Raw genomic sequence first — 24,261 nt, 5'->3', positions numbered from 1 at the left:
CTATTACGCCTCGTCAGCGTAAACCTCTTCAGCAGTTTCTTCTTTAACAATGATTTCCACGCCCTCGGTAATGTCTTCACTGCGGTCTTTCTTCTTTCTCTTTTTCTCTTCGGGTGTTGCAGTGAATTCAGCTTTTTCTTCGGGTGCCATACCCTGGAGCTTTTCATCGAACATTGAGGAACCCTCGAGTATGGAATCGGCAATCTTTGAAGTAAACAATCTGATCGCCCTGATGGCATCATCGTTGCCCGGGATTACATAATCTATCAATGAAGGGTCGCAGTTTGTATCGACAATTGCCACTATCGGTATATTGAGCCTTCTGGCTTCTCGTACTGCAATATATTCTCTGGACGGATCAACGATGAAAAGTACCGATGGCAGCTTTTCCATCATCTTTATACCCGACAATGATCTGTCAAGTTTCATCTTGTGTCTTTTCATGCTGATCTGTTCTTTTTTGGGATAGTTGTTGATGGTGTTATTATCGATAATCATCTCAAGCCATTTCAGCTTTTCAATGCTCTTCCTTATTGTAGAAAAGTTTGTCAGGGTTCCGCCCAGCCACCTGTGGTTGACATAGAATGCATTGCACCTCTGTGATTCTTCCTCGATTGCATCCTGCGCCTGCTTCTTTGTACCAACCATGAGTACTTTTCCGCCGTTTGCCGTGGCGGATTTGATGAACTCGCAGGCCGTGTCAAAGAGCTTTTCCGTTTTTTGAAGGTCAATGATGTGAATGCCGTTGCGTGCACCGAAAATATACGGTTTCATCAACGGGTTCCAACGTGGTGTCTGATGTCCGAAATGGACCCCTGCTTCCAGGAGCTGCTTCATACTTACTGCCGGCATAATGCCTCCTTTTGGTTTTTTTCTCCTCCGCCCCAACAGATTCCCATCCGTCACCGGACACCGTGAAACCTGTATTAAAGCCGGGCGTGTGTTATAGAGCAAGCCATTTAACACACAAGTTTTTGTGTTTCAAGGTCTTTTTGCTGTACTTTTAAAATGATAGGCGCAGAGCCTCAAAGTCGAGAAAAACACTGCGCCTTTACCGATGGAATTGAACCTGTCCTCTTATATAAGTCAGTGCCTGAATCTGCTGCTTACAAATTATTGACAGAAGGCCTGCCTCTATCATCCCAGCCATATTCTTTCCAGTAGTCGTTCATAAGCTTGTCAATATCCACTGTACGACCTTTGTTCGCTCCTTCCGTGAGTTTGGGGATGCCTGCACAACGGTCTTTTATCCTGAACGAGACCGGATCTATTCCGTGTTTAACATTAAACGCCTGTTTGGTTGATTGAATAACGGCACCGATTTTCATGTATTCATCCGCCGACCTGTTCCAGCCGGTCGCCGCGTTCAGCCAGTCGAATGCAGGAACCCTTGTGCATCCCATCATTGCGCCGAACCAGCACAGGCCGCTTGCGTTTATTACATTCATATAATCGCTGCACGCCTTTGCCATCTTTGCCTTTCTCTCATCTGCTATGTATTTTGAATTTTTATGGTAGAGAGGTATCGGTCTGGGCATGCCTGATACCCTTTTCCAGAGCTGATACATTTCATAAGCCAGCTGCGAGCCTATCGTATGCCTGCCCGGTGTAGGTTCTGCGCTGTAATGAAGGGCATAGCCCGGGTCATTCCTGCTGTCGTGCATCGGGAGTTCCTGTCCGCCTGCCGTGATTGCATACTCCGAGCTGCCTTTGCCGATTCTCTCGGCAGCCTTTTTGGAACCGTCGGCCAGGATATCGCCCATGCCTTTGCGCTCTACCATCATCTCTGCGAGTTTTATTATGGAACCGCTGTTTCCCCACGAAAGATCAAGACCTCCCAGGTCATCTCCTGAAAGAATCCCTTTTTCAAAACATTCCATGGCGAACGCAATCGTGCCGCCAGCTGAAATTGAATCCATTCCCGCACGGTTCAGGTATTCGTTCAGGTAGAAAATGCTCTCAAGGTCGTCATTCATCAGAAGTCCGCCAAGGGCAAGAACGGTTTCATATTCAGGTTTGTGCGTCTCACTGTATCTGCCTGTCATGGAGCAGATTCCGCCGCATCCTAGCGGACATGAATAGCAGTGATATTTGTTCTTCTCCCGGTTAATTATCAGATCGGCACCTGTTCTGCTTGACTTTTCCCTGTTGAAATCGACAAGGCTTCCTTTCCAGTTCTTAACTGGAGAGTCACCGGCTTCAAGCGAATACTGGTTTTGAAAAATTGTTCCCCATTTTGCCAGCAGCTGCTTGAACAGGAATCCATCCTGCATCATCTGTGTCGGCATTATGCGCATAAAGGCTCCGACCAGAGGAAGGAACCATCCGCCGGGAAGGGGCATCTTAAGATTGATGAATTTCATGCTCTTTTCAGTCAGACTTTTCATCAGGGATTTGTTGCTGACTTCGATGCGCTTCCTGCCGTCGAGCACGACCGCCTTGAGCCTCTTCGATCCCATGACTGCGCCAAGCCCGGAACGGGCCGCAATCCTTCCCCTGTCATTGCATACGCCTGCAATAAGTGACAGCCTTTCACCGGCCGGGCCTATCAATGCAACCTTAGCGTTTTTACCGTGTGCTTCGATCAGTTCTTCTTCAGCTTCGACCGTATCTTTGCCCCAGTAGTGGGAAGCGTCTTTAAGCTCCGCCTGGCCGTCTTTCACATAAAGATACACAGGCTTTTCGCTGATACCTTTAAAAAATATGCCGTCATATCCCGAACGTTTTATGGATGGTGCGAATGTGCCGCCGCAATTAGCGTCTCCCCATCCGCCGGTAAGAGGCGACTTGCCGACCACCATCCACCTGCCGGAAAAGATGCTGCCGGTACCGGTTAACAGTCCGGGCAGTATACCCAGTATATTGTCAGGGCCGAGAGCATCCGCACCTGCCGGGATCCTCTCATAGCAGATATGGGCTCCAAGCCCGAGTCCGGCCAGATATTTTTCGTAAGTGGTTTCGGGGATAATCTCTTCACTGATTTCACCTGAGGTCAGATCGACCCAGAGAACCTTGCCCATAAATCCTTTTCCCATTTCAGACCTCCTTGTATTGCGGCTTCATTTGAAAAGCGGCGACAGCTGCCTGAATTCAGGCGTCCCGGCCTTTTCAAGAAGCATGAAGCTTATGGTTTCCGTCGGATAGATTACTGCGCCCGCATCCCTCATGGCCTGGATTGCAGCGAGCCTGTCTGAAGCATTTCTTGACAGGACAGCATCTGATGCCACGACCGGGTTGTAGCCGGCATCAAGCAGGTCAAGAACGGTCTGAAGCACGCAGACATGCGTTTCAATGCCGGTAATGACGATATTCTTTCTTTCTGCATCAACGATGGCCTTCTTCAAGGGTTCATCTTTGAAGCAGCTGAAACAGAGCTTTTCAATCTTGGGTATGCCGCTTAAAAGTTCAGCCATTTCGGTAATGGTCGGCCCCAGCCCTTTTGGGTACTGTTCTGAAACGACAACGGGCATATCGAAAGTTTGGGCTGTCCTTGTAAGGATGGCATTATTCTTGACGAGTGCAGGCTTAAGCTCTTTTTCCATTACGGCATAGAGCCTTTCCTGGATGTCTATTACCAGAAGGGCCGTATCCTCTGGCCTTATAAAAAATTTATTCATATTGCCTCCGAAAGATTGTTGTTATCATATTATATTAACTGCCTGCAAAAAAGATATAAATTGACCCGGCATTGCCTGATAGTGCATATAACAATTTGTTCAAATAAATACGGATGAAATTTCAGGAGATTATGATGCCCGAACTTAAGCGTGTACTTGGTCTTCCTACGGTAACATTTATTGCCATCGGCTTTACAATAGGCGGCGGAGTATTCGTATTCACCGAAATCGTTCTCGGAATTACGGGGGCGGCGCTGCCTGTTGCATACGCACTGGCAATCATCCCTGTAATAATAACCATGCTGCCGGTAGCAATGCTCGGTTCGGCAATACCATGCACAGGCGCAAACTATAAATATCCAAGCCGGATGGTATCGCCAAGGCTTGCTTTTACTGGAATCTGGATTTATATCCTCGCATCTTTTTTCGGCCAGATTCCGCTTTATGCGGTAAGCTGTGCAAAATATGCATCGCTCTTTATGCCGGATCTGAACATAGAAATTGTAGCTATCAGCCTCCTTACGTTTTTCTTTATAATCAACCTGCTCGGAATCGAACTTGCCGCATGGATCCAGGGTGTGATGGTTCTTCTCCTTATCGCGGCGATGGTCTTTTTCGGAATCAGGGGGATTGAGAATTTTCATCCGGAAAATTTTGCGGGCATGTTCGACAAGGGTATAGGAAAACTTCTCCTGGGAACTGCGCTTCTTACATTCACCTACCTGGGGTCAAACGGGATAATCGAACTCGGCGGCGAAATTAAGGACCCCGGCAAGGTGATTCCCAGGGCACTTTTCATTGCCTTTCCAATTGTAATGATTCTTTATCTCATGGTCGCCATTGCAACAACAGGTGCTCTGCCATTTAGCCAGATATCCTGCATCAAAGACCCGCTCGGTGTTGTCAGTAAATCAGTTTGCGGTTATGCGGGTTTTATATTCTTCATATCATGCGGGGCTATTCTTGCAATCCTGACCACGCTCAACGCACTCTTTATGGTGGGGACAAAGAGTCTTTTCATGATTGTAAAAGACGGCATAGCACCCTCATGGATGGGTATTGTCAATAAAAGGTTCGGCACAGCACATGTGCTGCTGGCTGTCATATGGATATTTTCCGTGCTCGGTGTGGCTCTGAAACTCCCCATTGAAACGCTCGCTGCATATTCATCACTTGGCGGCATGATAATCTTCGTGCCTGTGATGATAGCTTCCATGAGGCTGCCAAGGCTATATCCCGAAGCGTATGAAAAGGCCTATTTCAAGCTCAAGGGTATCTGGCTGTGGCTGTGCCCTGTCATCGGATTCGTCATGGTGGCGTTTTTTTGTCTGATAATTCTGGTTGACCTCAAAGACTGGCGAAAGATTGTCTTTTTCCTTCTATTCGCAGTAAGCGGTGTCATTTATTATGAATTGAGAAAGTTAAGCCTCCTGAAGAAGGGAATGAATATCGAAGATATCAAAGGGAGAAACGACCTTTATGAATAAACCCGTAATTTTTGAATCATATCCCGAACTCGAGGCAAAGTTTCCCTGGATTGCACTCGGCGATTTTCCAACTCCCGTTCAGCATGCAGAGAAGATAGGGCAGGGAAGGTTATGGATAAAACGGGACGACAAAACCTCTACTGAGTATGGCGGCAACAAGGTGAGAAAACTTGAATTCGTGCTTGCAGATGTTATAAAAAATGGCTGTGACCGCATAATCACGATGGGAGGCATCGGCACCAATCACGGACTGGCCACTGCGGTATTTGCAAAAAGGCTCGGACTTAAATGCACGTTAGTTCTATTCAAGCAGCCGGTTAATGAATACGTCAAGCGCAACATGCTGATGTTTTATAAATACCATGCCGAGATGGTTTATGCCCGCAGTATAATGAATGCCCTTTTTCATCTTTTTGTAGTCCAGCATTTCAGGCAAGGAAAGGCGTATTCGCTCTTTGCAGGCGGTTCTTCACCAATCGGCACGCTCGGTTTCGTGAATGCGGCGTTCGAACTCAAAACGCAGATAGAGCAAGGGGCGATGCCTGAACCCGACATAATCGTATGCCCTCTCGGATCAAACGGAACAATGGCGGGATTGTCTCTGGGGGTTCAGCTTGCCGGGATCAGAAGCCGGGTTATCGGTGTAAGGGTCACGGCATCACATCTGGGGCCTTTCAGGGCATGCACAAAAGAGACAGTGACATCGCTCATGAATCAGACGTTAAAGCTTGCTGGTATAAATCTTACGATAGATCAAAGCCGGTACGAGGTAATAGGTTCATATTTCGGCGAAGGATACGGCTATCCTACACCCGAAGGGATGAAGGCAATCGGGGTGATGAAAGAAAACGAAGGTTTAAGTCTCGAACCAACCTACACAGGCAAGACCTTTGCGGCGGTTCTGGACATGCTCGAATCAAATGAATACGCTGGCAGGAAGATTCTTTACTGGCATACGTATAACTCGGCGGATCTTACTGAAAAGGCTGCATCAGTAGATTATCATTTGCTGCCCGACCCTTTACCCGGGTTTTTTATAAATGAATAATGTGTTATACTAATCCGGTATGGTTGGGCATGCCCGGCATATATAAATTGATTTTGCAGATGAGGAGGCATGATATGAAAAATTTGCTATATGCGGCGATACTGATCGCAGTATTAATGATTTGCGGTTGCAGCAGTTCAGGTGGTGACGATTCCGCCGCTCAAGCAACGGAACAGTCAGAGGGTCAGAATGAAAAGGTCGTTCTGCATAATGATTGGGAAATTACCGGAAAAACGCCTCTGCTCAATGATGACGGGACACTGGCCGCATGGGGGTGGGCCCGCCATCCGCTCATGATATACAACAGGGAAAACCTCACGAAAGACCAGCAGAAAAGGCTTAAGGAATGGGATTTCTATAATGTCTACAATTCCGATTACAGCTTTGAAATCACCATGGCGGATATCACGTGGATGGTTCTGATAACAGTATCGCTGGTTGACTATAAAACCGGTGAAACTTTTTCCAACATGCGCATCCTCTTTAACACCGATGCATTGACGCCGCCGCTTAACCCATATGAAGACAACGTATTCGATAAGGGCGGCGTATATTCCGCATTTACATATAAGGACGGCATCAAGAAGCTTACCTTTGATTTCCCCAAATCCGCCATTTTCGGGCCGGAAATAACTGGAGAGATGAAGATACAGGACGATCCGGCCGATGACTCCCTGGCAACTGCCGCGCCTTTTGACGAGAAAGGGCTGAGCTTCTTCTATACGGACAAGGTCTTTGCCAAGAGGGCTTCGGGAAGCGTGACCATCAAGGGCAAAAAGTATGTCTTTGATGAAAAGGATTCATATGCCGTTCTCGACTGGGGCAGGGGGGTATGGCCGAAAGAATTCGAGTGGGGCTGGGCCGTGGCGTCAGGCGAGGTGGAAGGCAAGGTGCTCGGTTTCAACTTCGGATGGGGTGAAGAGAACGCATCGCGTTTTCAGGCCAGTGCAATAGTCTATGACGGTGTTGTCCACAAGATGGGCCCGATCAAATGGGACTATAACCCGGACGACATCATGCAGCCGTGGCATTTCAAGAGCGATGACAACAGGTTCGATATAACGATGGAATGCGATTATGACCACTCGCAGTTTATAAACCTCGGGTTCTATTACATGAAAACCATACAGCCCAGGGGCAGGATGAGCGGAACGGTCGTGCTTGACGACGGGACCGTTCTCAAGGTCAAAGACATATTGGGCTTTGCCGAACATTGCTTCCAGAAATGGTGATTGCAGAACGCTGAAGCCTTGCATTCCTTTGGTTCGTTCTAGGTTATCGCACGTTTCAGCCTGTCGATCAACAACTGCGCTTCGTCATCGCTCAATTCAAGACTGACTTTTCCGCCGCCCGGGTGCGCAAAGCATATCGAACAACCGTCGGGTGACTCGGAAACTTCGAACTTCTGGCCTCCAGACATACACAGCTCAGGTGCCAGCCAGTCGTCGGGCGCGAATTCTGCAATCTGAACAAGCACGCCGAATGCATCTCTGGGGTGGATGAACAGTTCCTTCCATATTCCTCCGGGGTATACATTTTCTCCGAAATAGGGGATGCCTGCTGCATCGAGAGCGGCCTTCGCTTTATTAATATCCGATGTCTGAAATGTAATGTGATGAACGCCGCCCTCCCGGTCTTTCAGAAAGCCGTCTAGAAAACTCCCTTGCCCCGTGGGTGATATGATTTCCAGTCTGCTCAGGTCGCCTGCGGAAAAGATATGCCATTTGTATTTCATCGAATCATCCGTTGCATGGCTGCCCGGTATTGCCCCGAGGATGTCTTCAAAAAACTTCCTCGCCTTTTCAAAGTCTTTTACTGCAATTGATACATGATCGATCCGTTTGATCATATTACCCCCCGGAGAGGAGATTTTTTAAAACCGTCATCCTTTCATTTTCATCGAGGGATATCATATCAGGAAGCATTCCGTTTTCATAACCGTTTTTCAGCCCCTGTTTTCCCTCGGCTGTGTTGAGGACATCCTTCAGTGACAGCGAGGATTTTGAATCAATGCGTATGTTTTTAAGGGCCTTTATGAAAATTTCGTTTTCAACCGGATGCATCCCGGGGTTTACGCGAATCCATGTATCAAGTCCCCATTCGCTGCCTTGGCGTATCATCACACCCTGGGCCGCCATGAGGATGTAAACGATTGAGCTTTGAATGCCTGTATCAAGCATTATGTATGAACCGTGGGACCTTAGATATGGTATTCCCATCCGCTCAAACTGTGAATAAAGCCAGAGCCTGCCTTCATGGTTGTTAACATACGATCTTTCTATCTGCTCTCCTGCATTTTGCATGCTGGCCATTCCGCCGGTAACTGCAGATATGTTTACACCCCTGTATATACGTTTGGTCTCGAGCCTTTCCGCAATACGTGCCGGCGCGATATAATAGCCAAGCCTCAGACCTGTTATTCCGAAAATGTGCGAAAAGGTCTGTACATGAATGACGTTTCTTCCTGCAATGACGTGTTCAAGAGGTTTTGGAAACTCATCATCCGTGATGCGCTCCCTGAACTCGGGGTCTGAATCATCTGCTATTATGACCACGTCGGGGAAGTTATCGTTTACATGCATGACAAAGGCATCAAATACAGGCTTTTTCATGTATGACCCCATGGGGTTGTTTATCAGATTGAAATGAACAATCCTTATAGAAGGGTCTTCATCAAGTTTTTTCTTCATGGTTTCAAGATCAGGAAGATAGCTTCCGTCCGGTTGCTTAAGGAGCGGGACTTTGATTATCCTGGAGCCAGTCTGTTCAACACGGGTGAAGAATATGCCGTATGTCGGCCATTCGGTGAGAACTGCGGTGTTTTCGTTGAGAAGTGAATAGGCACACATCATGAGAGCTTCAGTCGAGCCGACTGTAAGTCCGATATTCTCGGTGCCGAGAATGCCGTACACCCGGTTGTATTTCAGGACGGCGTTCTTGAGTTCTTCCATCTCAATGTCATCAGGATAGCGGCTCGGACTGTCTGAAGATAAAAGTCCTGCAAGGCTTTCATAAACCGCAGGGTGCGGCCCCACAGGATTTTCGTGATAACACATGCGTGTGAAATTATCCGAAATGCAGTCAGGCGGAAAGGCATTGGCCCTGCCTCTGCCTGCAAATCCGGCTGCAACCAGAGAGGCGGCTGTCACACCGTACCTGAAAAAATCCCTCCTTGTAATATCAATTGAGAGCAGAGAGGGTTTCACTGCAGCACCTCTCTCAGGGCCTGAATAAAGACAGCCATCTGATCTTTGGTTCCGATTGAGACCCTGATGAAGTTTGAGTATCCGGCATGAAACTCATCGCCAGAGCGCACCGAGATGTCCATCGTGCCCAGCTTTTTCTTTATTTCAACGCCTGTTCTCTTTCCCAGATCGATCAAGAGGAAATTGCTCTGAGATGGAATGAAATCTATGCCTGATAACTCAAGCTCATTGTAAAGCCATTCGAGGCTCTCCCTGTTTTTCGTTCTGACCTTTCTTATATGGTCCTGTCCGTGATCAAGTGCTGCTATCATGCCCGATTCCGCAAGCCGGTTTATGTTACCCTCGGGGTGTTTCCATCCCTTGTGGCCCGGTGTGATTCTTGAGATGGCATCGCTGTTAAGCGCAGAATTTATATAATACAGCAGGCTCCCGTCCATTTCTGCTGCGATGTCTCTTCTTGCAATGGCATAGCCGCATCTCAAGCCCGCCATGCCATAGGCGAAGGATGCGGTACGAAGTACGACCATTGGATTAAAAGAAATATAACCGGTAAGTGTTTTGCCATAATCAGGGTCGACGACGTAATCGCCATATGCCTGATCGAGAACTGCAATAACCTTTGTTTTTCTCAAAAGGTTTACTGCCGCAAGCTTTGTCATGAAATTTTCAAGTTCATTGTCTTTGATGATCGTCCCGCAGGGATTATGTGGATTCATCAGATATATGAGCTTAGTTTTTTTTGATATTCTTTTAATGATTGCATCGAGGTCGGTTCTGTGGTCTTTCATCAATGGCACTTTTACAACAGAAGCCTTCTGCAAAAGGGCTTTCTGTTCCATGAGAAAAAATGCAGGGTCTGTTGTGATAACCTCGTCCCCTTCATCAAGATATGCATCAGAAAGTATATTGACCGCTTCAGAGATGCCGCAAATAGGAACGATATTTAACGGTGATACACGGTTGAGTTTTGCAGCGCTGGCTCTGATATTCAGGCTCATGAAATCAGGGTAACGGTTGATGCCAGAAAGGCTCACATTGCGATATAGTTGCTCTTTCATGGCTGAAAGAGCAACAGGTGCGGGTCCCCATGGATTGATATTTGAAGAAAGATCCAACACTGTTTCTTCGGTTCCTTCTGATTTTGAAAATGCCGACGTGTGATAATTTTCAGACGCCGGATAGGTGTCTGTTGATCTTCCGCTGCATCCTGAAAGAATACCGAGAACGGCCAACCCTGTTGCCTTGAAAAAGGCGTTTCTTGTTAGTCCGGTATGATCATCTTTTTCTTGTGAGCCGGAAACTGAAAATTCCATCAAGGCACCACCTCCAGTTAAAAATAATCACAAAAATTGCACCTGTTTAAATAGTAAAGGCATCCGAAGCACAGTCAAGGCCATTGAACGGGGCAGCGGAAATTTCAGCCTTTAGTGTGTGTCATTTTTATATTTTTCATTTCTTTTAAAAAAGATTAATTTGATTTCAATTAAATAAGTGAAGGAGGTTATCATGAACGGATTTTCAGAACAGGCTCTATCAATTGTAAAGAACATGGACAACATGACAGAGTATTCGATTCAGGCGCTCGGCATTCTGAGAGACCCGGCAACGTTCAAATGGTATGTGATACCGATTCTCGTAATAGTCATTTACATATACCACACACAGGTGGCAAAGAAGAACTGGAGTGTGGTCTTCGCGGGTCTCGCCCTCTGGGGAATGGACTGGTTCAATGAAATATGGAACGGCCTTGTATTCTATTTCACGCAGTATGCCCCTGTATGGGGCGCTCCGGGCGGCGACACTGCATACCTGATCCTCATCGGCCTGAATATTGAAATCTGCTTCATGTTCTCGATACTTGGAATAGCTTCAACCATAATCCTTCCCGAAGACAAGAACATGAAGATTATGGGCATCCCTAACAGGTGGTTCTTCATTGTCTTCTTCACGACATTGAGCGTGATAATAGAGATCATACTCAATGCGCTTAATGCCCTTACCTGGGAGTATTCATGGTGGAGAATCAAGTTTCCGTTCATAATATGGCTGATTGGATATTTTCCGTTCTATGCGGTTGCATACTGGGTCCATGATATGAAAACTATTAAAGCGAAAGCCATTGCAACAGGATCAATACTTGGTTTTGACCTGCTGTGCCTGATTATCTTCATGGGATTCCTGGGCTGGATTTAGTACCAGGTATACAGATGTTATGAAATACTTTGCCGGTCAAAAGAGAAAAAATATTCATAAGGAAATATGAATGGAATATATAACTTTTATCAACTGTCGGAGAATAATATAGCTGCAGCTTTTTATGCTCGTATTTTCAGTAACTTGCAGGGTCATTTCCAAATGTTTGAAAAGTGATGAGTATGGCACGCAGGTTGCTTATATTTAATTAGCTTAACGTTGTTATATTAAGGATGGGGAGGTTATTGAATCTTGAAATTGTGCTGCCATTTGGCTTTTTTATGGGTGACAGGGGCTGGAAGTATTTGTAGGGTGTGTGGCCGCACTCATGAATAACATCACGTGCCACAGGACACCGAATTTTATTGTTTATTTAAGAAATGCATTATTGCCCCTTCTCCTTGTTTTATTTTTCCAGACTGATGCCGTAGCTGATACGGCATCATTTCTTGGACTTTCATCAAGGGCGTCTTCCATGGCCGGGGCCATGACGGCTATTTCAGATGATTATACAGCGGCTTACTACAACCCTTCCGGACTCAATTTCGTACTGAAAAAAGACCAATGGCTTCAGCTCGGCATCGGTGCGATGTACGTGATGCCTGATTTCAAGATAAGTGACAGTACCGGTAAAACAGCAAAAGACGACGAGAATATAAAGGCCATCACGGCTGGTCTGGTGATGGATCTCGGAAGACTGGAAAGCCATATGAAAGGATTCACCCTCGGCATTTCCTGTTTTGTTCCAACTCAGGCAATACTGGACATTGACATTCCCGAAACAGCAAGAGACTATTTCTTTCCCGTTTACAACGATGTCGCCAAGGGACTTGGCGCCTATGCAGGCATTTCAAAAAATATCGGTGAAAAGATATCAATCGGCATCGGTTCAGAGATACTGCTCAGGCTTGCCGATACCGACACCCACATAACACTTAAGGTCGATTCAAATAAGATTATAGATAACATAACAGATATCGAAAAGCTTATTGATGAACTCCAGATTGACATAAGCGACAGTGCAAATGTAAAGGCTGCCGTAAACAGGGAATTGATTCTGAATGCGGCATTCTATGCAGGTCTGACCTATAAACCTGTTGACTGGCTCAGCCTGGGATTCAGCTTCAGGGACAAGATAAGCGCCGATTCATCAGGTTATCAATATCTATACATACTTCCGGTCGATAAGAACGGGAATGTGAATAAAACACTGGCTGACAGGATTCCTGTTATCAAGGTCGATCTTGAACACAATTCATTCTTTTCACCCAGGGAATATACACTCGGATTAGGATTGAAGGGTTCCAGAATAACCGCTTCTTTCGATCTTACATATTCAGAATGGTCCGACTATAAAGGGCCTCATCAAGAGACACCTGACCCGGGGTTTAAAGATACCTTTAACCCTAAACTGGGTCTTGAATATGCTGTTACCGAAAAAATCAAATTGCGGACCGGTTACATGTACAGGCCTACGCCTGCCCCTGAACAGACCGGGGTGTTCAATTATATCGATGGAAACACCCATATCATCTGCACAGGTGCAGGATACAGTTTCAGGGATTCGGATCTGGATTTGCATGTACAGTATCAATACATGCCTGATTCCGAAGTAACTAAGGATATAAGCGGTATTTCAGTGAAATACGGGGGAACTCTCTGGAATACCGGTATCACATGGAAGGTGAGGTTCTAGATATGAAAGGAAGAACCCCCTTATTCATTGTTTTAATCCTCACGGGTATATTTTCCCCGGCAATTCTTTTTGCATCAATGGGAGAAATCTGCGGCCTTGGCATCAGGTCTCAATCCATGGCAGGCACGGGGGTAGCGCTATCCCTAGACGGATCCGAGGCATACTTGAATCCTGCAGGCCTGACCGGTATCGATTTTTTTAAGGATGTAGGCCTGACAAGCGAATTCGGCATTTCAACATTCGATTTAAAAGGCACGGTTGACAGTTCGATATACGGGAAGCATACGCCTTCAGGACAGGACTCGGTTACGAATATCGGATTTAATTTCAGCGCTGATATAAGAGGCATCTCAAAGTATCTCAAGAATACACCGCTGGTGCTTGGCGGGACATTCCTGATACCGACCGACAGCCTGTACTGGTGGAGAACCCAGCTTCCTGAAGAGGAGCGTTATATTTTTTATTATGACGATCTGCACAGGCTTGTCGCAGTGGCAGGCATTGGATATGAACCCGTAAAATGGCTTTCAATCGGCGTAAGCGCAAACATACTGCTTGAACTTGAGACAAACAGTAAAGGGCCAGTATATGTCGACAAGCAGGCGATAAATGATATTGTTAAGGCCTTTCTCGGGCCGAACGGAAATTCTCAATATGCCAGTGTATCGGGTGATATAGGCGAAGACCAGAAAACGAAATTATGCGTTTCTCCCATTGTGGGTTTGCAGATCAAGCCCAACGAAAAGCTTTCATTCGGCCTGTCGTGGCGGGATGAACTCTATATGGATGATTACGGCACCAATCATGTTGATGTTTTGATACAAAACCCTCAAGACCCCGACGGCAAGCCTCTGACAGTTTCCTTTGACTATAATCACCACTTTGCACATTATTATTCGCCTTCACAGTGGGCCTTCGGTGCGGCATACAGGTTCGATAACGACCTCAAACTAAGCGCCGACCTTACATGGATGCAATGGTCGAAATATATTGACGTTCTTCACGGCGAGCCGACCCCTTCCTTTAATGATGTATTCAATGTCAGGGCCGGAATAGAAAAGGGTGTCATTTACTCAAACAAATGGCTAGGGGATATGACCCTGAGGGGCGGGTATTCATTCTGGAAATCTCCCGTACCGGATCAGACTGGGACTACGAATTTCCTCGACAACGACAAGCACATATTGAGCATCGGGACTGAAAACAGATGGGACAAACCGGGCAGATTCTGGAGCAAACCCGTAAGCGTACAGACAATGATTCAGTATCATTACCTGATCGAGAAGGAATATACGAAAGCGGAGACAGGAGAACAGATAACGCTGTCCGGCTACGGGTTTGCAGCAGGCATTTCTGCGGAGTTCAAGTTTTAGGATTCATGAAGGAAAGGCTGAGGAGATTTCGAAATGAAATATAATGAAAAGACATTAAAAAAGATATTCACAGGGCTTTTTATAATATTTCTAGGCATAATTTCGGGATGTTCGGGTTCAGGTGGGATCGGTACCGAAGATTACAGGCCACAAACCGAATATGCCACCGGACCGGCAGGAGAAGAACCGGGCGGCAGCATCAACTATCCCGAAGGATACATTCCGCCTGTTGTAAAAATAGCGACCCCTTCGAGCGGTAAGGTAATCGGTTTCGATCAGCAAATCATCGTTGTCACCGGGACAGTAAACAAGGGCGATCAAAAGATTGTTTCACTCCTTGTAAACGGATCGGATACCCATATCTCTTCCGGCGGCGGCTTTTCAGTCGAGCTACCTCTGCCACAAGATTCGAGCCCTTTCATTGCAATCGAGGCTTCGGCCATAGATGCGAACGGATATGCAGGTCGGGACAGGATTGTACTGTTAAGGGGGGCAGGCGTTCCATCAGGTACGAAATCAGGTAATGCTGTTGGTGCTGTATTAGATAATTCCACGCTGGAACTGCCGGCAGAGTTTACGGCTGTCATATCCGACCTGCTCAATGAAGCTGTGGGCAAAAAAGATGTTGATATGGATGATTATATAACCGTGGAAGTTACAGATCCTTTCAAGGCCGTTGTAAAATTGAAACTTACCGGCATTAATATAAAGACCGGTTATGATGTAGCCATAAACCGGTTGTGTGCCAGAGAACCCGGGAATACTGATACAGCCAGACTCTTTGCCGGCATGAATCTCAAAGGCATTGAAATATCCGCTGACATTAAATTCGTCAGCATCGGCGATATGAAATTTCCTGATGGTCTTGCCGATACAAAGGTTGTTCTTGAACTCAACAGTATTGCTGCCGACCTGTCACTCAAGATGGGCGTGAAGGAAGCCACAGGACTGGGTGTGAATATATCATCGCTTGATCTTAGGCTTAAGGAGCTTGAAGCTGACATTCCCAGCATGGTCATCCTGACAAAGTTCCTTGATGGTCTTGGCATCAGCCACGATACATATTATTTGAAGCTCCCGATAAAAGGCTGGCTCGCCGGTGTTGTCAGCAATGCATTAAATTCGATTGTAAATAATAAAGGTCTGGGCCTTATTGTATACATTGCTCCGGTAAAAGTCGATCTTGATGACATACTGCCTGCAAAAGGAGAAAACGAGCTCATTGATTCGATTCTGGGCATCAGAAATTTGTCAATAGACGCGGAACTGGAAAAATTCACCGGCACATCAGACAGCATCGGTTTCATGGCGGGCTTTGGGGGAAAATCAAAACCGGTTAAGAATAACGGTATTATAAGCCTGCCGCCTTCAATAACACTGTCTGATTCACTTGGTAAGTTCAAGGATGATGACCTTGCATTGGCTGTATCGGCCGATTCGATAAACGGTATGCTTGCTGCACTGAACGAGGCCGGTTTCGGCCTGAGCCTCGATGTCGGAAAGCTTCTGCCTGATCTCGGGCTTCCGGCTGACATGAAGGCGAATGTCACATTCGGCGGACCGCCTTTCATTGATTTCAATGACGGTAAAATAAAGCTTTATGTCCCGAACCTCAAAACAGGCCTTTACATGAATGCAAACAGGCAGCTTGAGGTTGCCATTGATCTTGTTACTGAAGTGGAAACAGACATAATCGTACAGGGAGGCAAGCCTTATCTCAGGCTGAACCTGAAGCTCAACGAATTCAATATTTTCTATCTTGCAGACAGGCTTGGCCTTGAAAAAGCCGTTGATATCGAAAGGGCGGTCAGGAACCTCATGCCTCAGATAATCAAACTCATGAATCCATGGCTTGAAAAGACCCCCCTTGTCATAAACGAGAAAAAAGCCAGAGAACTTCTGGCTGAACTAGATACAGGAGACCTCGATATTGATAAAATATCCAATGACCTGCCAGATTTTGAGATAAGCCTTATGGGAATCAAACCTTCCGGCGGATACATGGGTATAGGAATAGACATCAGGTAAAGGCTAAAACGGAGCATCAAGATGGCAAAGACACCGAGAAAAGCAGAAGAGATAAAAGAAATAAGGGCAAGGATACTAACAGCTGCTCTTGATATAATCGTGAGCGAAGGCTTCATCAATCTCAGCATGAGAAAACTCGCATCCCGTCTTGGAATGACCGCTGCCAATATATACAACTATTTCAACAACAAGGATGAGATATACATACTTGTAAGGGCGAAGGGCTTCGAAATGCTGTCGCAGGATATGGACAAGGTGTATGAAAAAGAGAAGGAACCTCATGCAAGACTGGAAGGAATGATAAGATCTTATATAGATTTCGGGATCAGGAATCCTGATTATTACAAGATCATGTTCAACGGCAACAGTCCCAAATATCTTGATTATATCGGTACGCCTATGGAGGACGTTGCGGCAGAAGAAAGAAAATCGTCATTAAGGGCCATGGAAATTGCACTGGCCACGATTAAAGACACTGTCAGGTGCCATGATGAAACCGACCTAATGAAACATACGATAAAACTCTGGATAATGATAAACGGTATCGTGACCCTGCACAACAGCATCGGATCAAGACAGGTATTCAGCAAGGTTGATATTGTAATAAAAAGAATTACCGAAGAATTGATTAACTCCTACAGATAGCATCCCCCAAACCTCTGGACAGACCTTGCAACTTGATGGATAATCGAGTTTGTCGTCATTTTGAATGATACGCTTTGGACCCCGGGAGGTGCTGATGATCAAGGATATTTTAAATTCGCCGACAAACGTGCTGGCAGGAATACTTCTTAGACTTATGGCTGCATGTGTCAATCTGAGGCCGGGCATAAAAAAATACCTGCGTTCAACAGACGGGTGGATAGACTTCACTCTCGGAATAAAGACGGTAAACAATTCGGTCAACAGGGCCATATCTTTCAAGAACGGAAAGGCCACAGTACTTGATCACATACCTCAGAATTCTGATTGCAGACTTGTTTTCACCGACGAAGCCACACTCAGGGAAATGATCAGCCTGCCGCCTAACGAGGTCATGAATCTTCTTTTAAAGAACAGACTCATTACCGAAGGCAACATGAGCTACCTGGGGGTTTTCAATTTCCTTTTATCAGTGCTTTTAAAGGACAAGCAGATAAGCACAATGCTGAAACAGCAGGAAGAGGAAAAGGCAAAGAATGAATCGACCAAGGTCAAAGCCTGCAAAAATGCTCCCGATCAAAAGGCTAAGGTGCAGAGGATGAAAGCGCCGTCTATTGATCCGGGTGTTAAGTTTCTCGATGATCCGTACCTTCCGGAATACTCGCTTGATGACTTTCCCAGGATCAAAAAGTTTCACAGGAACCACTTTTCAATCAAGCCCGAAATATGTGCGGAAAGGCCTGCTATTCTTACCGAATGGTTCAGAAAGAACGGCTTTGAATTCAGAAAGGACGGTTCTGCATGGGAACCTGAATTGAGACAGGGGTATGCCTTCAAATATCTTATGGAAAAAAAGCTTCCCATTATAGCGGAAGATGACCTTATCGCCGGCACCACAACGACAAAACCGATCGGAGTGGTTATTTATCCCGACACAAGCGGGACCCTTATATGGGGTGAACTCTTGACAACTCCTTACAGGTCGCTGAACAGGTATGACATAAGCGAAGAAACCGTACGTGTGCTTCATCATGAGGTTTTTCCCTACTGGGCAAAGAGAAACGTCAGGGAATGGGTTAGAATGAAATACGATAATCCCCTTTGCCAGAAACTGGATGAACGTTTCGCAGTCTATTTCCTGTGGAAGACTGTGGCGCTCTCACACACGATATGCGACTTTCCCAAGCTTTTCAGGCTGGGGACCAAAGGGATCATCAAGGAGATTGAAGAAGAACTATTGAAGGTCGATCCGTCTGAAACGGGCAGGATTGCAACATTGAACGGTATGATATTGTGTCTTGAAGGACTTGCATCATATTCCAAGAACCTGTCGCGGCAGGCCATGATCGAGGCCGGTAAAACCGGAGACCCTGAAAGAAAGAAAGAACTCTTAAAGATATCCGAAATTTGCGCAAAAGTGCCGGAAAACCCCTGTGAAACTCTTTATGAGGCCATAAGCTGCCTGTGGATCGGTTGGATAGGCGTCCATATGGAAAACACGAATGCAGGATTTTCGCTCGGTAGACTCGATCAGTGGCTGCAACCTTACTTTGCCGCCGATATCACCAAGCTTGAGACCAGGGCCGACAAAGACGCATACATAAAAAAGGCCATCGAGCTTGTATCTTGTTTTTATATGCGGTGCACCGATCACCTGCCTCTCATTCCCGATATAGGAAACTACCTCTTCGGAGGAAGTTCGTCGGATCAGGCCATCACCCTGGGCGGTATAACCCCTGAAGGCGAAGATGCCGTTAACGACATGACGTATATATTCCTTAAAGTTACCGAAATCCTCGGCATAAGGGACCCGAACGTCAATGCCCGCTATAACAGGGATAAGAACAGCGATACATATCTGAAGCGTTTATCCGAGGTTAATCTTATAACAACAGCCACTCCTTCAATTCATAACGATACCGCCGTGATGAAATCGCTTGAGGAATTTTCCTATCCGATTGAAGACCTGAGGGACTGGTCAGCAACAGGCTGTGTTGAACCTACGCTTTCGGGAAAACATATTGGACACACAAACTGCATGATGATGAATATGGTCGCTGCCCTTGAAATGGCGCTGAACAACGGCCTGCATCCACTCATGAAACTTTCAGTGGGGCCCAAGACAGGTGATGATTTCGATTCATTCGAGGCATTCTTCAATGCCTTCACCGAACAATTCAGATTCCTTATAGACAACTCAGTTAAATATAACAACATGCTGGGACAGGCTCACAGCGTAATAAGACCCACGCCATTCATATCAGCTCTTATCAGTGACGGTATCAAGACAGGGGTTGATGTCACAAAGGGAGGAGCCAGGCACAACTCTTCAGGTGCAGCTTGCATAGGCCTTGCTGATATTACGGACTCGATGATGGCCATAAAAAAGCTCGTGTTCGACGAAAAGAAGGTAAGCTTTGCAAAAATAAAGGATACAATCAGGACCAATTTTGAAGCAGATCCAGCTTTACATGCAATGGTCAGGAAAAAGGTGCCGCTCTTTGGTTCCGGTTCGGAAGAGGCCCTTCAAATAGCAAACAGGATAACCAGATTCGCCCATGACTGCTATGGTGCATACAGAAATTTCAGGGGCGGACCGTATACGGCTGGGTTCTGGTCGATGTCCAATCATGTTGCCTTCGGAAGCCTTACCGGAGCGCTCCCTTCGGGAAGGCTTGCCGGCAAAGCCTTCACGCCCGGTCTCACACCCGAAGCGCACGCATCCAGGAATCTGCTTGACAATATACGCGATGTATCCGGGCTCGATCCTCTTAATATGAACAACAATATCGCATTTAATGTCAAAGTCGTACCGTCGGCAGCCGATTCTCACGAAGACTCGGTCGAACACATCTATTCCTATGTGAAAACATACAGCAACCTCGGTGGCATGCAGATGCAGTTTAATGTGGTTTCAACCGATACATTGAGAGACGCCATGCTCAATCCTGAAAACTATCAGCACCTGCTTGTAAGGATTTCAGGATACAATGCATATTTCACGACACTAAACCGCGACATGCAAATCGAACTCATCGAGAGGGCAGAATACGGAATATGAAAAAACCGCTTATATTCGAGATGAAGGGGAATTCCCTTGATGACGGTCCGGGTATAAGGACCGTCATTTTCATGAAAGGCTGTCCCCTGTCATGCGTATGGTGCCACAACCCTGAGGGGATGAGACCCGGACCAGAACATTCATATGACTCAAAAGAATGCATAGGCTGCCTGACATGTGTAAACACATGCAGCAACCATGCAATAAACGGAGATTGCGGCAATCTGAGAATTGACCGGTCCAGGTGTTCCGAATGTCATACATGCATCAGCGTATGCCCGACAGGGGCGTTAGATATAGTGGGCAGGGAGATGAGCATTGAGAGGGTCTTATCCGAAGTCATGAAGGACAAGCCATTCTTTGAAACCTCCGGCGGAGGCGTGACTTTATCTGGCGGCGAACCGACCATGTTTATGGATTTCAGTTCAGAGCTCCTCAAGGAATGTAAAAGACTTGGAATAGATACATTGCTTGAAACCTGCGGTCTGTTCGAAATTGACCGGTTTCTTGAAAAAATGATTCCCTGGCTGGATATGATATATTTTGATATAAAACTAATCGATAGCACCGAACACAGAAAATACTGCGGCACAGCAAATGAGAAAATAATCGAGAACTTCAGAACCCTTTGTTTCATGAATCAGGTACAGATTCTTCCTAGGGTGCCTCTGGTCCCAGGTATTACAGATACGTATTCAAACCTCAATGCAATTGCCAGATTCCTCGTCTCATGCAAAGTCCGTAAAGTAAGGCTGCTTGCATATAATCCGTTATGGCCTGAAAAACTTGCCAAGTTTTCAGGACAGAACAGACATGTTCCGGAAGAAATGAAAAAATTCATTAAACCCGAAAATATACAATCATACCATGAAATATTTACCAGCCTCGGAATTGAAACAATATAGTCAGATGGCTTGATCTTCATAACCTTCGGCACTGTAAAATATTTCTCATAAAATAATTTAAATATGCTTGCTTTATAATACGTAAGGGTTATTATTTTACCATTATTTATTTGCCTTTTATGTATTAGGTTCGACTGGGGATAAGGAAAAAGGAGGAATCAATGATCTCCAGGGAAAAAACTGAAAGTTTGAAGTTTAATCCTCAAAAGGATGTCTATCACAGATCAGCACATCCAAAAAAATCCTTTAAGTTGATGCGCGGCAAATCCGGCATTTTATATCATGGAATAATAAGGGCATTGCCTGACCTGATTATCATGTCCGATATTGAGGGGAACTTGATATATGCATCGGATGTAGCGATCAGTATGTTCGGTATCAAAAACATTGAAGAGGCGATTGGAACATCTGTCTTTGATTGGATTTCACCCGATGAACACGAGAGGCTCTCTAAAAGCAGGCGTGAAATCATAAATGGGGTATCCCCAAAGAATTCGATATACACGGCGATCAGAAAAGACGGCAGCACTTTCCCAATTGAAGTTCATAACGCAAGACTGAACGATAAAGATGGAAATCCTATTGGAACTGTTGCCATATTAAGGGACATAACCGAGAAAAAAGAAAAGGAAGCAAGGCTGAACTACCAGGACATGCTTCTAAACGTGCTATTTGAAAGCACTCCCGGAATAAGGCTCATTCTCGATATAAATGGAAGAATCATCAAGTCCAATGAAGAAGGGGCCCGGAAGCTGGGCCTTGGCATAGAAGAAATACCTGGACGTGAAATATTTGATTTTTTTCCCGAACAAATAAGAGATTCCAAGAAAAAGGAATATCATAAATTTACCGAGAATCCTGAACCATATCATGGCAGATGTAAACATGAAGGCAGGTGGTATGATATACATGTGGATCCAATTTTAGACGTATCCGGCTCCCTGGCTCAGATTTCGGTCATTGCCGCCGACATAACAGATAAAATAACAGTTATGGAAAAGTTTGTACAAAGCGAAGAGCGGTACCGCAGTCTTTTCGATAATTCACATACTGTTATGCTGCTTATTGATCCGTTGACCATGAATATCGTTGATGCTAACAGAGCGGCCGTAAAGTTCTATGGATATTCGCACGAAGAAATCACTTCGCTTAAAATTACCGACATCAATCAAACCTCTCCTGAAATCTTCGCTGTTAATGCAATAAATTCAGTCAACGGCAAGACGAATACAATTATTGTCCCGCACAGGCTTGCCGACGGAGAAGTCAGAAAGGTTGAGGTTTTTACAAATCCCGTAATGATAGGGCATAAATCTTTTCTTTTTTCTGTTGTCCACGACATAACGGAAAAGAAATTTTTTGAACAGCAGATATGCAGAGACAACCCTGAGAAAAAGGTCACAGGACATGCCAGGCAATTGAAGAAAACCAGCCTGAGCATCAATAAGGCATCTGACGAGTGGCAGAAAACATTCGATTCCGTTCAGGATATGATATGGCTGATCAATGATGATATGAGGATTCTAAGATTCAATCAGGCAAGCAGGGAAAGATATGGCAGCGATATTGAAGGCAAACACTGCTGTGAAGTCGTACACGGGACAGAAGAGCCGTTGCCTGAATGCCCTGTTTTAAAAATGAAGAAATCAAAGAAGAGGGAATCGGTCGAGCTTGAGTTGAACGGCAGGTGGAAGCTGATAACCGTAGATCCTGTTCTTGACAGAAACAACAATATAACAAGCGCCGTTCATATCATCAGCGATATTACAGACAGAAAGAAAGCTGAAGCCGACAGGATAGCAATCGTTCAGCAACACCAGCAGGCTCAAAGGATAGACAGCATTGAGATGCTTGCGGGCGGCATTGCACATGATTTCAACAATCTCCTGATGGCGATACTTGGCAATATCGAACTGGCTCTCTTTGACGAGAACACTTCAGATGTATCCAGAAAATATCTCAATTCAGCCGCTAAGGCAGTACACAAGGCTTCCGAACTTACATCTCACATGCTTGCATATGCGGGGAAGGGAAGAAACATAATTGAGGATACATGCCTAAACAGAATCATTAAAAATGTCATGCCGGTATTTGATCAAAATGTGTCCAACAGGATTACAATTGTAAGCGATCTCGATCCGGCATTGCCGATGATATCTGTTGATGTTGACCAGATGAGACTGATTATAATCAACCTTGTAATAAATGCATCCGAAGCGATAGGGGACAACCCCGGAGTGATAACCATTTCAACCGGAACGGTCAGCTGCAAAAAAAAGGACCTTGAAACACCATGGCCTGATGATGCCCTGGCTGAAGGGAGGTATGTATTTCTCAAGGTGTCTGATACCGGATGCGGTATGGACAGACATACAAAACAGAGGATTTTCGACCCCTTCTTTACAACTAAATTCTTTGGCCGCGGACTTGGAATGGCAGCCGTTCAGGGTATTGTAAAAAAAATGAGAGGTACTATCCGGATTGAAAGCGAGCCTGGAAAAGGCTCGTCTTTTTGCGTACTGCTGCCTGCTCAATCGCAACCGGCTGAAATCTCTCTGGCGTCACAGGCTGAAACCGGCAATCGTCAGAAAAAGACAATACTCCTTGTTGATGACGAGCAGATCGTCCTTAATGTAGGAAAGAAGATGCTTGAAGTTCTCGGTTTTAATGTCATTACAGCCGTTAACGGTGCGGATGCTGTTGAAATATTCAGGAAAAACAGGGAGCAGTCAAATAAACTTCCGGAGCGGATAACCTGTATAGTACTTGATCTTGTAATGCCTGTTATGAATGGTGAAGAGGCTCTTGTAAAATTCAGGCAGATTGATCCTGATATTCCGGTAGTTGTCATCAGCGGCTATCCAGAAGACATTATCAAGAAAAAGATCGAGTTCAAGGATATCCAGCAGGTTGTTATGAAACCCTTTGAGATGGGTCATTTATGTAAAAAAATAATTGAAGCACTGGGCGAGGACCATAAGGTAAACTCGCTTTGAAACCTTAAA

The 24,261-nt window shown here is 45.7% G+C and carries 17 protein-coding genes; 11 read left to right on the top strand and 6 right to left on the bottom strand.

Features of this window, described 5'->3' with window-relative positions; genetic code table 11:
- Positions 1-3 precede the first annotated feature (3 nt).
- The 3 genes from rpsB to VIS94_13695 form a co-directional block, all read right to left on the bottom strand.
- Positions 4-852: a 30S ribosomal protein S2 gene (rpsB, locus tag VIS94_13705; GenBank protein ID HEY9162127.1), complete on the bottom strand. Its 849-nt coding sequence runs from the start codon at positions 850-852 to the stop codon at positions 4-6.
- 254 nt (positions 853-1,106) lie between these two features.
- Positions 1,107-3,035, bottom strand: a complete 1,929-nt coding sequence (locus VIS94_13700; protein ID HEY9162126.1) for an aldehyde ferredoxin oxidoreductase family protein — start codon at positions 3,033-3,035, stop codon at positions 1,107-1,109.
- 24 nt (positions 3,036-3,059) lie between these two features.
- A complete protein-coding gene (locus VIS94_13695; protein ID HEY9162125.1) occupies positions 3,060-3,617 on the bottom strand; it encodes a hydrolase in 558 nt (185 codons plus the stop codon).
- Positions 3,618-3,751: 134 nt separating this feature from the next.
- On the opposite strand from VIS94_13695, the gene VIS94_13690 reads away from it, so the two are divergent.
- From VIS94_13690 to VIS94_13680, 3 genes are all read left to right on the top strand, one after another.
- Positions 3,752-5,104, top strand: a complete 1,353-nt coding sequence (locus VIS94_13690) for an APC family permease (protein HEY9162124.1) — start codon at positions 3,752-3,754, stop codon at positions 5,102-5,104.
- Positions 5,097-6,152 carry a pyridoxal-phosphate dependent enzyme gene (locus VIS94_13685; GenBank protein HEY9162123.1) on the top strand — a complete coding sequence of 352 codons (1,056 nt, stop codon included), beginning with the start codon at positions 5,097-5,099 and terminating at the stop codon, positions 6,150-6,152. Before VIS94_13690 ends, VIS94_13685 begins: the two co-directional genes overlap by 8 nt.
- A 74-nt stretch (positions 6,153-6,226) precedes the next feature.
- The gene (locus VIS94_13680; GenBank protein ID HEY9162122.1) at positions 6,227-7,384 is read left to right on the top strand and encodes a DUF2804 domain-containing protein; all 1,158 of its coding nucleotides are present in this window, start codon (positions 6,227-6,229) and stop codon (positions 7,382-7,384) included.
- Between the two features lie 38 nt (positions 7,385-7,422).
- Here VIS94_13680 and VIS94_13675 read toward each other — a convergent pair whose 3' ends face one another.
- The 3 genes from VIS94_13675 to VIS94_13665 are packed head-to-tail and all read right to left on the bottom strand — an operon-like array spanning position 7,423 to position 10,671.
- Positions 7,423-8,001 (bottom strand): VOC family protein, encoded by a 579-nt coding sequence (locus VIS94_13675; protein ID HEY9162121.1) that lies wholly within the window; start codon positions 7,999-8,001, stop codon positions 7,423-7,425.
- A gap of 1 nt (position 8,002) precedes the next feature.
- Complete coding sequence (locus VIS94_13670) at positions 8,003-9,358, bottom strand: pyridoxal phosphate-dependent aminotransferase (protein HEY9162120.1); 1,356 nt, start codon at positions 9,356-9,358, stop codon at positions 8,003-8,005.
- The gene (locus VIS94_13665; protein ID HEY9162119.1) at positions 9,355-10,671 is read right to left on the bottom strand and encodes an aminotransferase class I/II-fold pyridoxal phosphate-dependent enzyme; all 1,317 of its coding nucleotides are present in this window, start codon (positions 10,669-10,671) and stop codon (positions 9,355-9,357) included. Before VIS94_13665 ends, VIS94_13670 begins: the two co-directional genes overlap by 4 nt.
- 193 nt (positions 10,672-10,864) lie before the next feature.
- Between VIS94_13665 and VIS94_13660 the strand changes: the two genes are divergently transcribed.
- From VIS94_13660 to VIS94_13625, 8 genes are all read left to right on the top strand, one after another.
- Positions 10,865-11,551, top strand: a complete 687-nt coding sequence (locus tag VIS94_13660) for a hypothetical protein (protein HEY9162118.1) — start codon at positions 10,865-10,867, stop codon at positions 11,549-11,551.
- A 328-nt stretch (positions 11,552-11,879) separates the two neighbouring features.
- Complete coding sequence (locus VIS94_13655) at positions 11,880-13,247, top strand: outer membrane protein transport protein (GenBank protein ID HEY9162117.1); 1,368 nt, start codon at positions 11,880-11,882, stop codon at positions 13,245-13,247.
- A gap of 2 nt (positions 13,248-13,249) precedes the next feature.
- Positions 13,250-14,620, top strand: coding sequence for an outer membrane protein transport protein (locus VIS94_13650; protein HEY9162116.1), 1,371 nt, complete (start codon positions 13,250-13,252; stop codon positions 14,618-14,620).
- A gap of 33 nt (positions 14,621-14,653) precedes the next feature.
- Complete coding sequence (locus VIS94_13645; GenBank protein HEY9162115.1) at positions 14,654-16,648, top strand: hypothetical protein; 1,995 nt, start codon at positions 14,654-14,656, stop codon at positions 16,646-16,648.
- A 21-nt stretch (positions 16,649-16,669) separates the two neighbouring features.
- Positions 16,670-17,293 carry a TetR/AcrR family transcriptional regulator gene (locus tag VIS94_13640; protein HEY9162114.1) on the top strand — a complete coding sequence of 208 codons (624 nt, stop codon included), beginning with the start codon at positions 16,670-16,672 and terminating at the stop codon, positions 17,291-17,293.
- Between the two features lie 94 nt (positions 17,294-17,387).
- The gene (locus VIS94_13635) at positions 17,388-20,351 is read left to right on the top strand and encodes a pyruvate formate lyase family protein (protein ID HEY9162113.1); all 2,964 of its coding nucleotides are present in this window, start codon (positions 17,388-17,390) and stop codon (positions 20,349-20,351) included.
- Positions 20,348-21,256 carry a glycyl-radical enzyme activating protein gene (locus tag VIS94_13630; GenBank protein ID HEY9162112.1) on the top strand — a complete coding sequence of 303 codons (909 nt, stop codon included), beginning with the start codon at positions 20,348-20,350 and terminating at the stop codon, positions 21,254-21,256. Before VIS94_13635 ends, VIS94_13630 begins: the two co-directional genes overlap by 4 nt.
- A 161-nt stretch (positions 21,257-21,417) precedes the next feature.
- A complete protein-coding gene (locus VIS94_13625) occupies positions 21,418-24,252 on the top strand; it encodes a PAS domain S-box protein (protein HEY9162111.1) in 2,835 nt (944 codons plus the stop codon).
- Positions 24,253-24,261: the final 9 nt, after the last annotated feature.

Source organism: Desulfomonilia bacterium (genome assembly GCA_036567785.1).
GTDB lineage: Bacteria > Desulfobacterota > Desulfomonilia > UBA1062 > UBA1062 > DATCTV01.
This window is presented reverse-complemented; position numbering and strand designations above follow the sequence as displayed.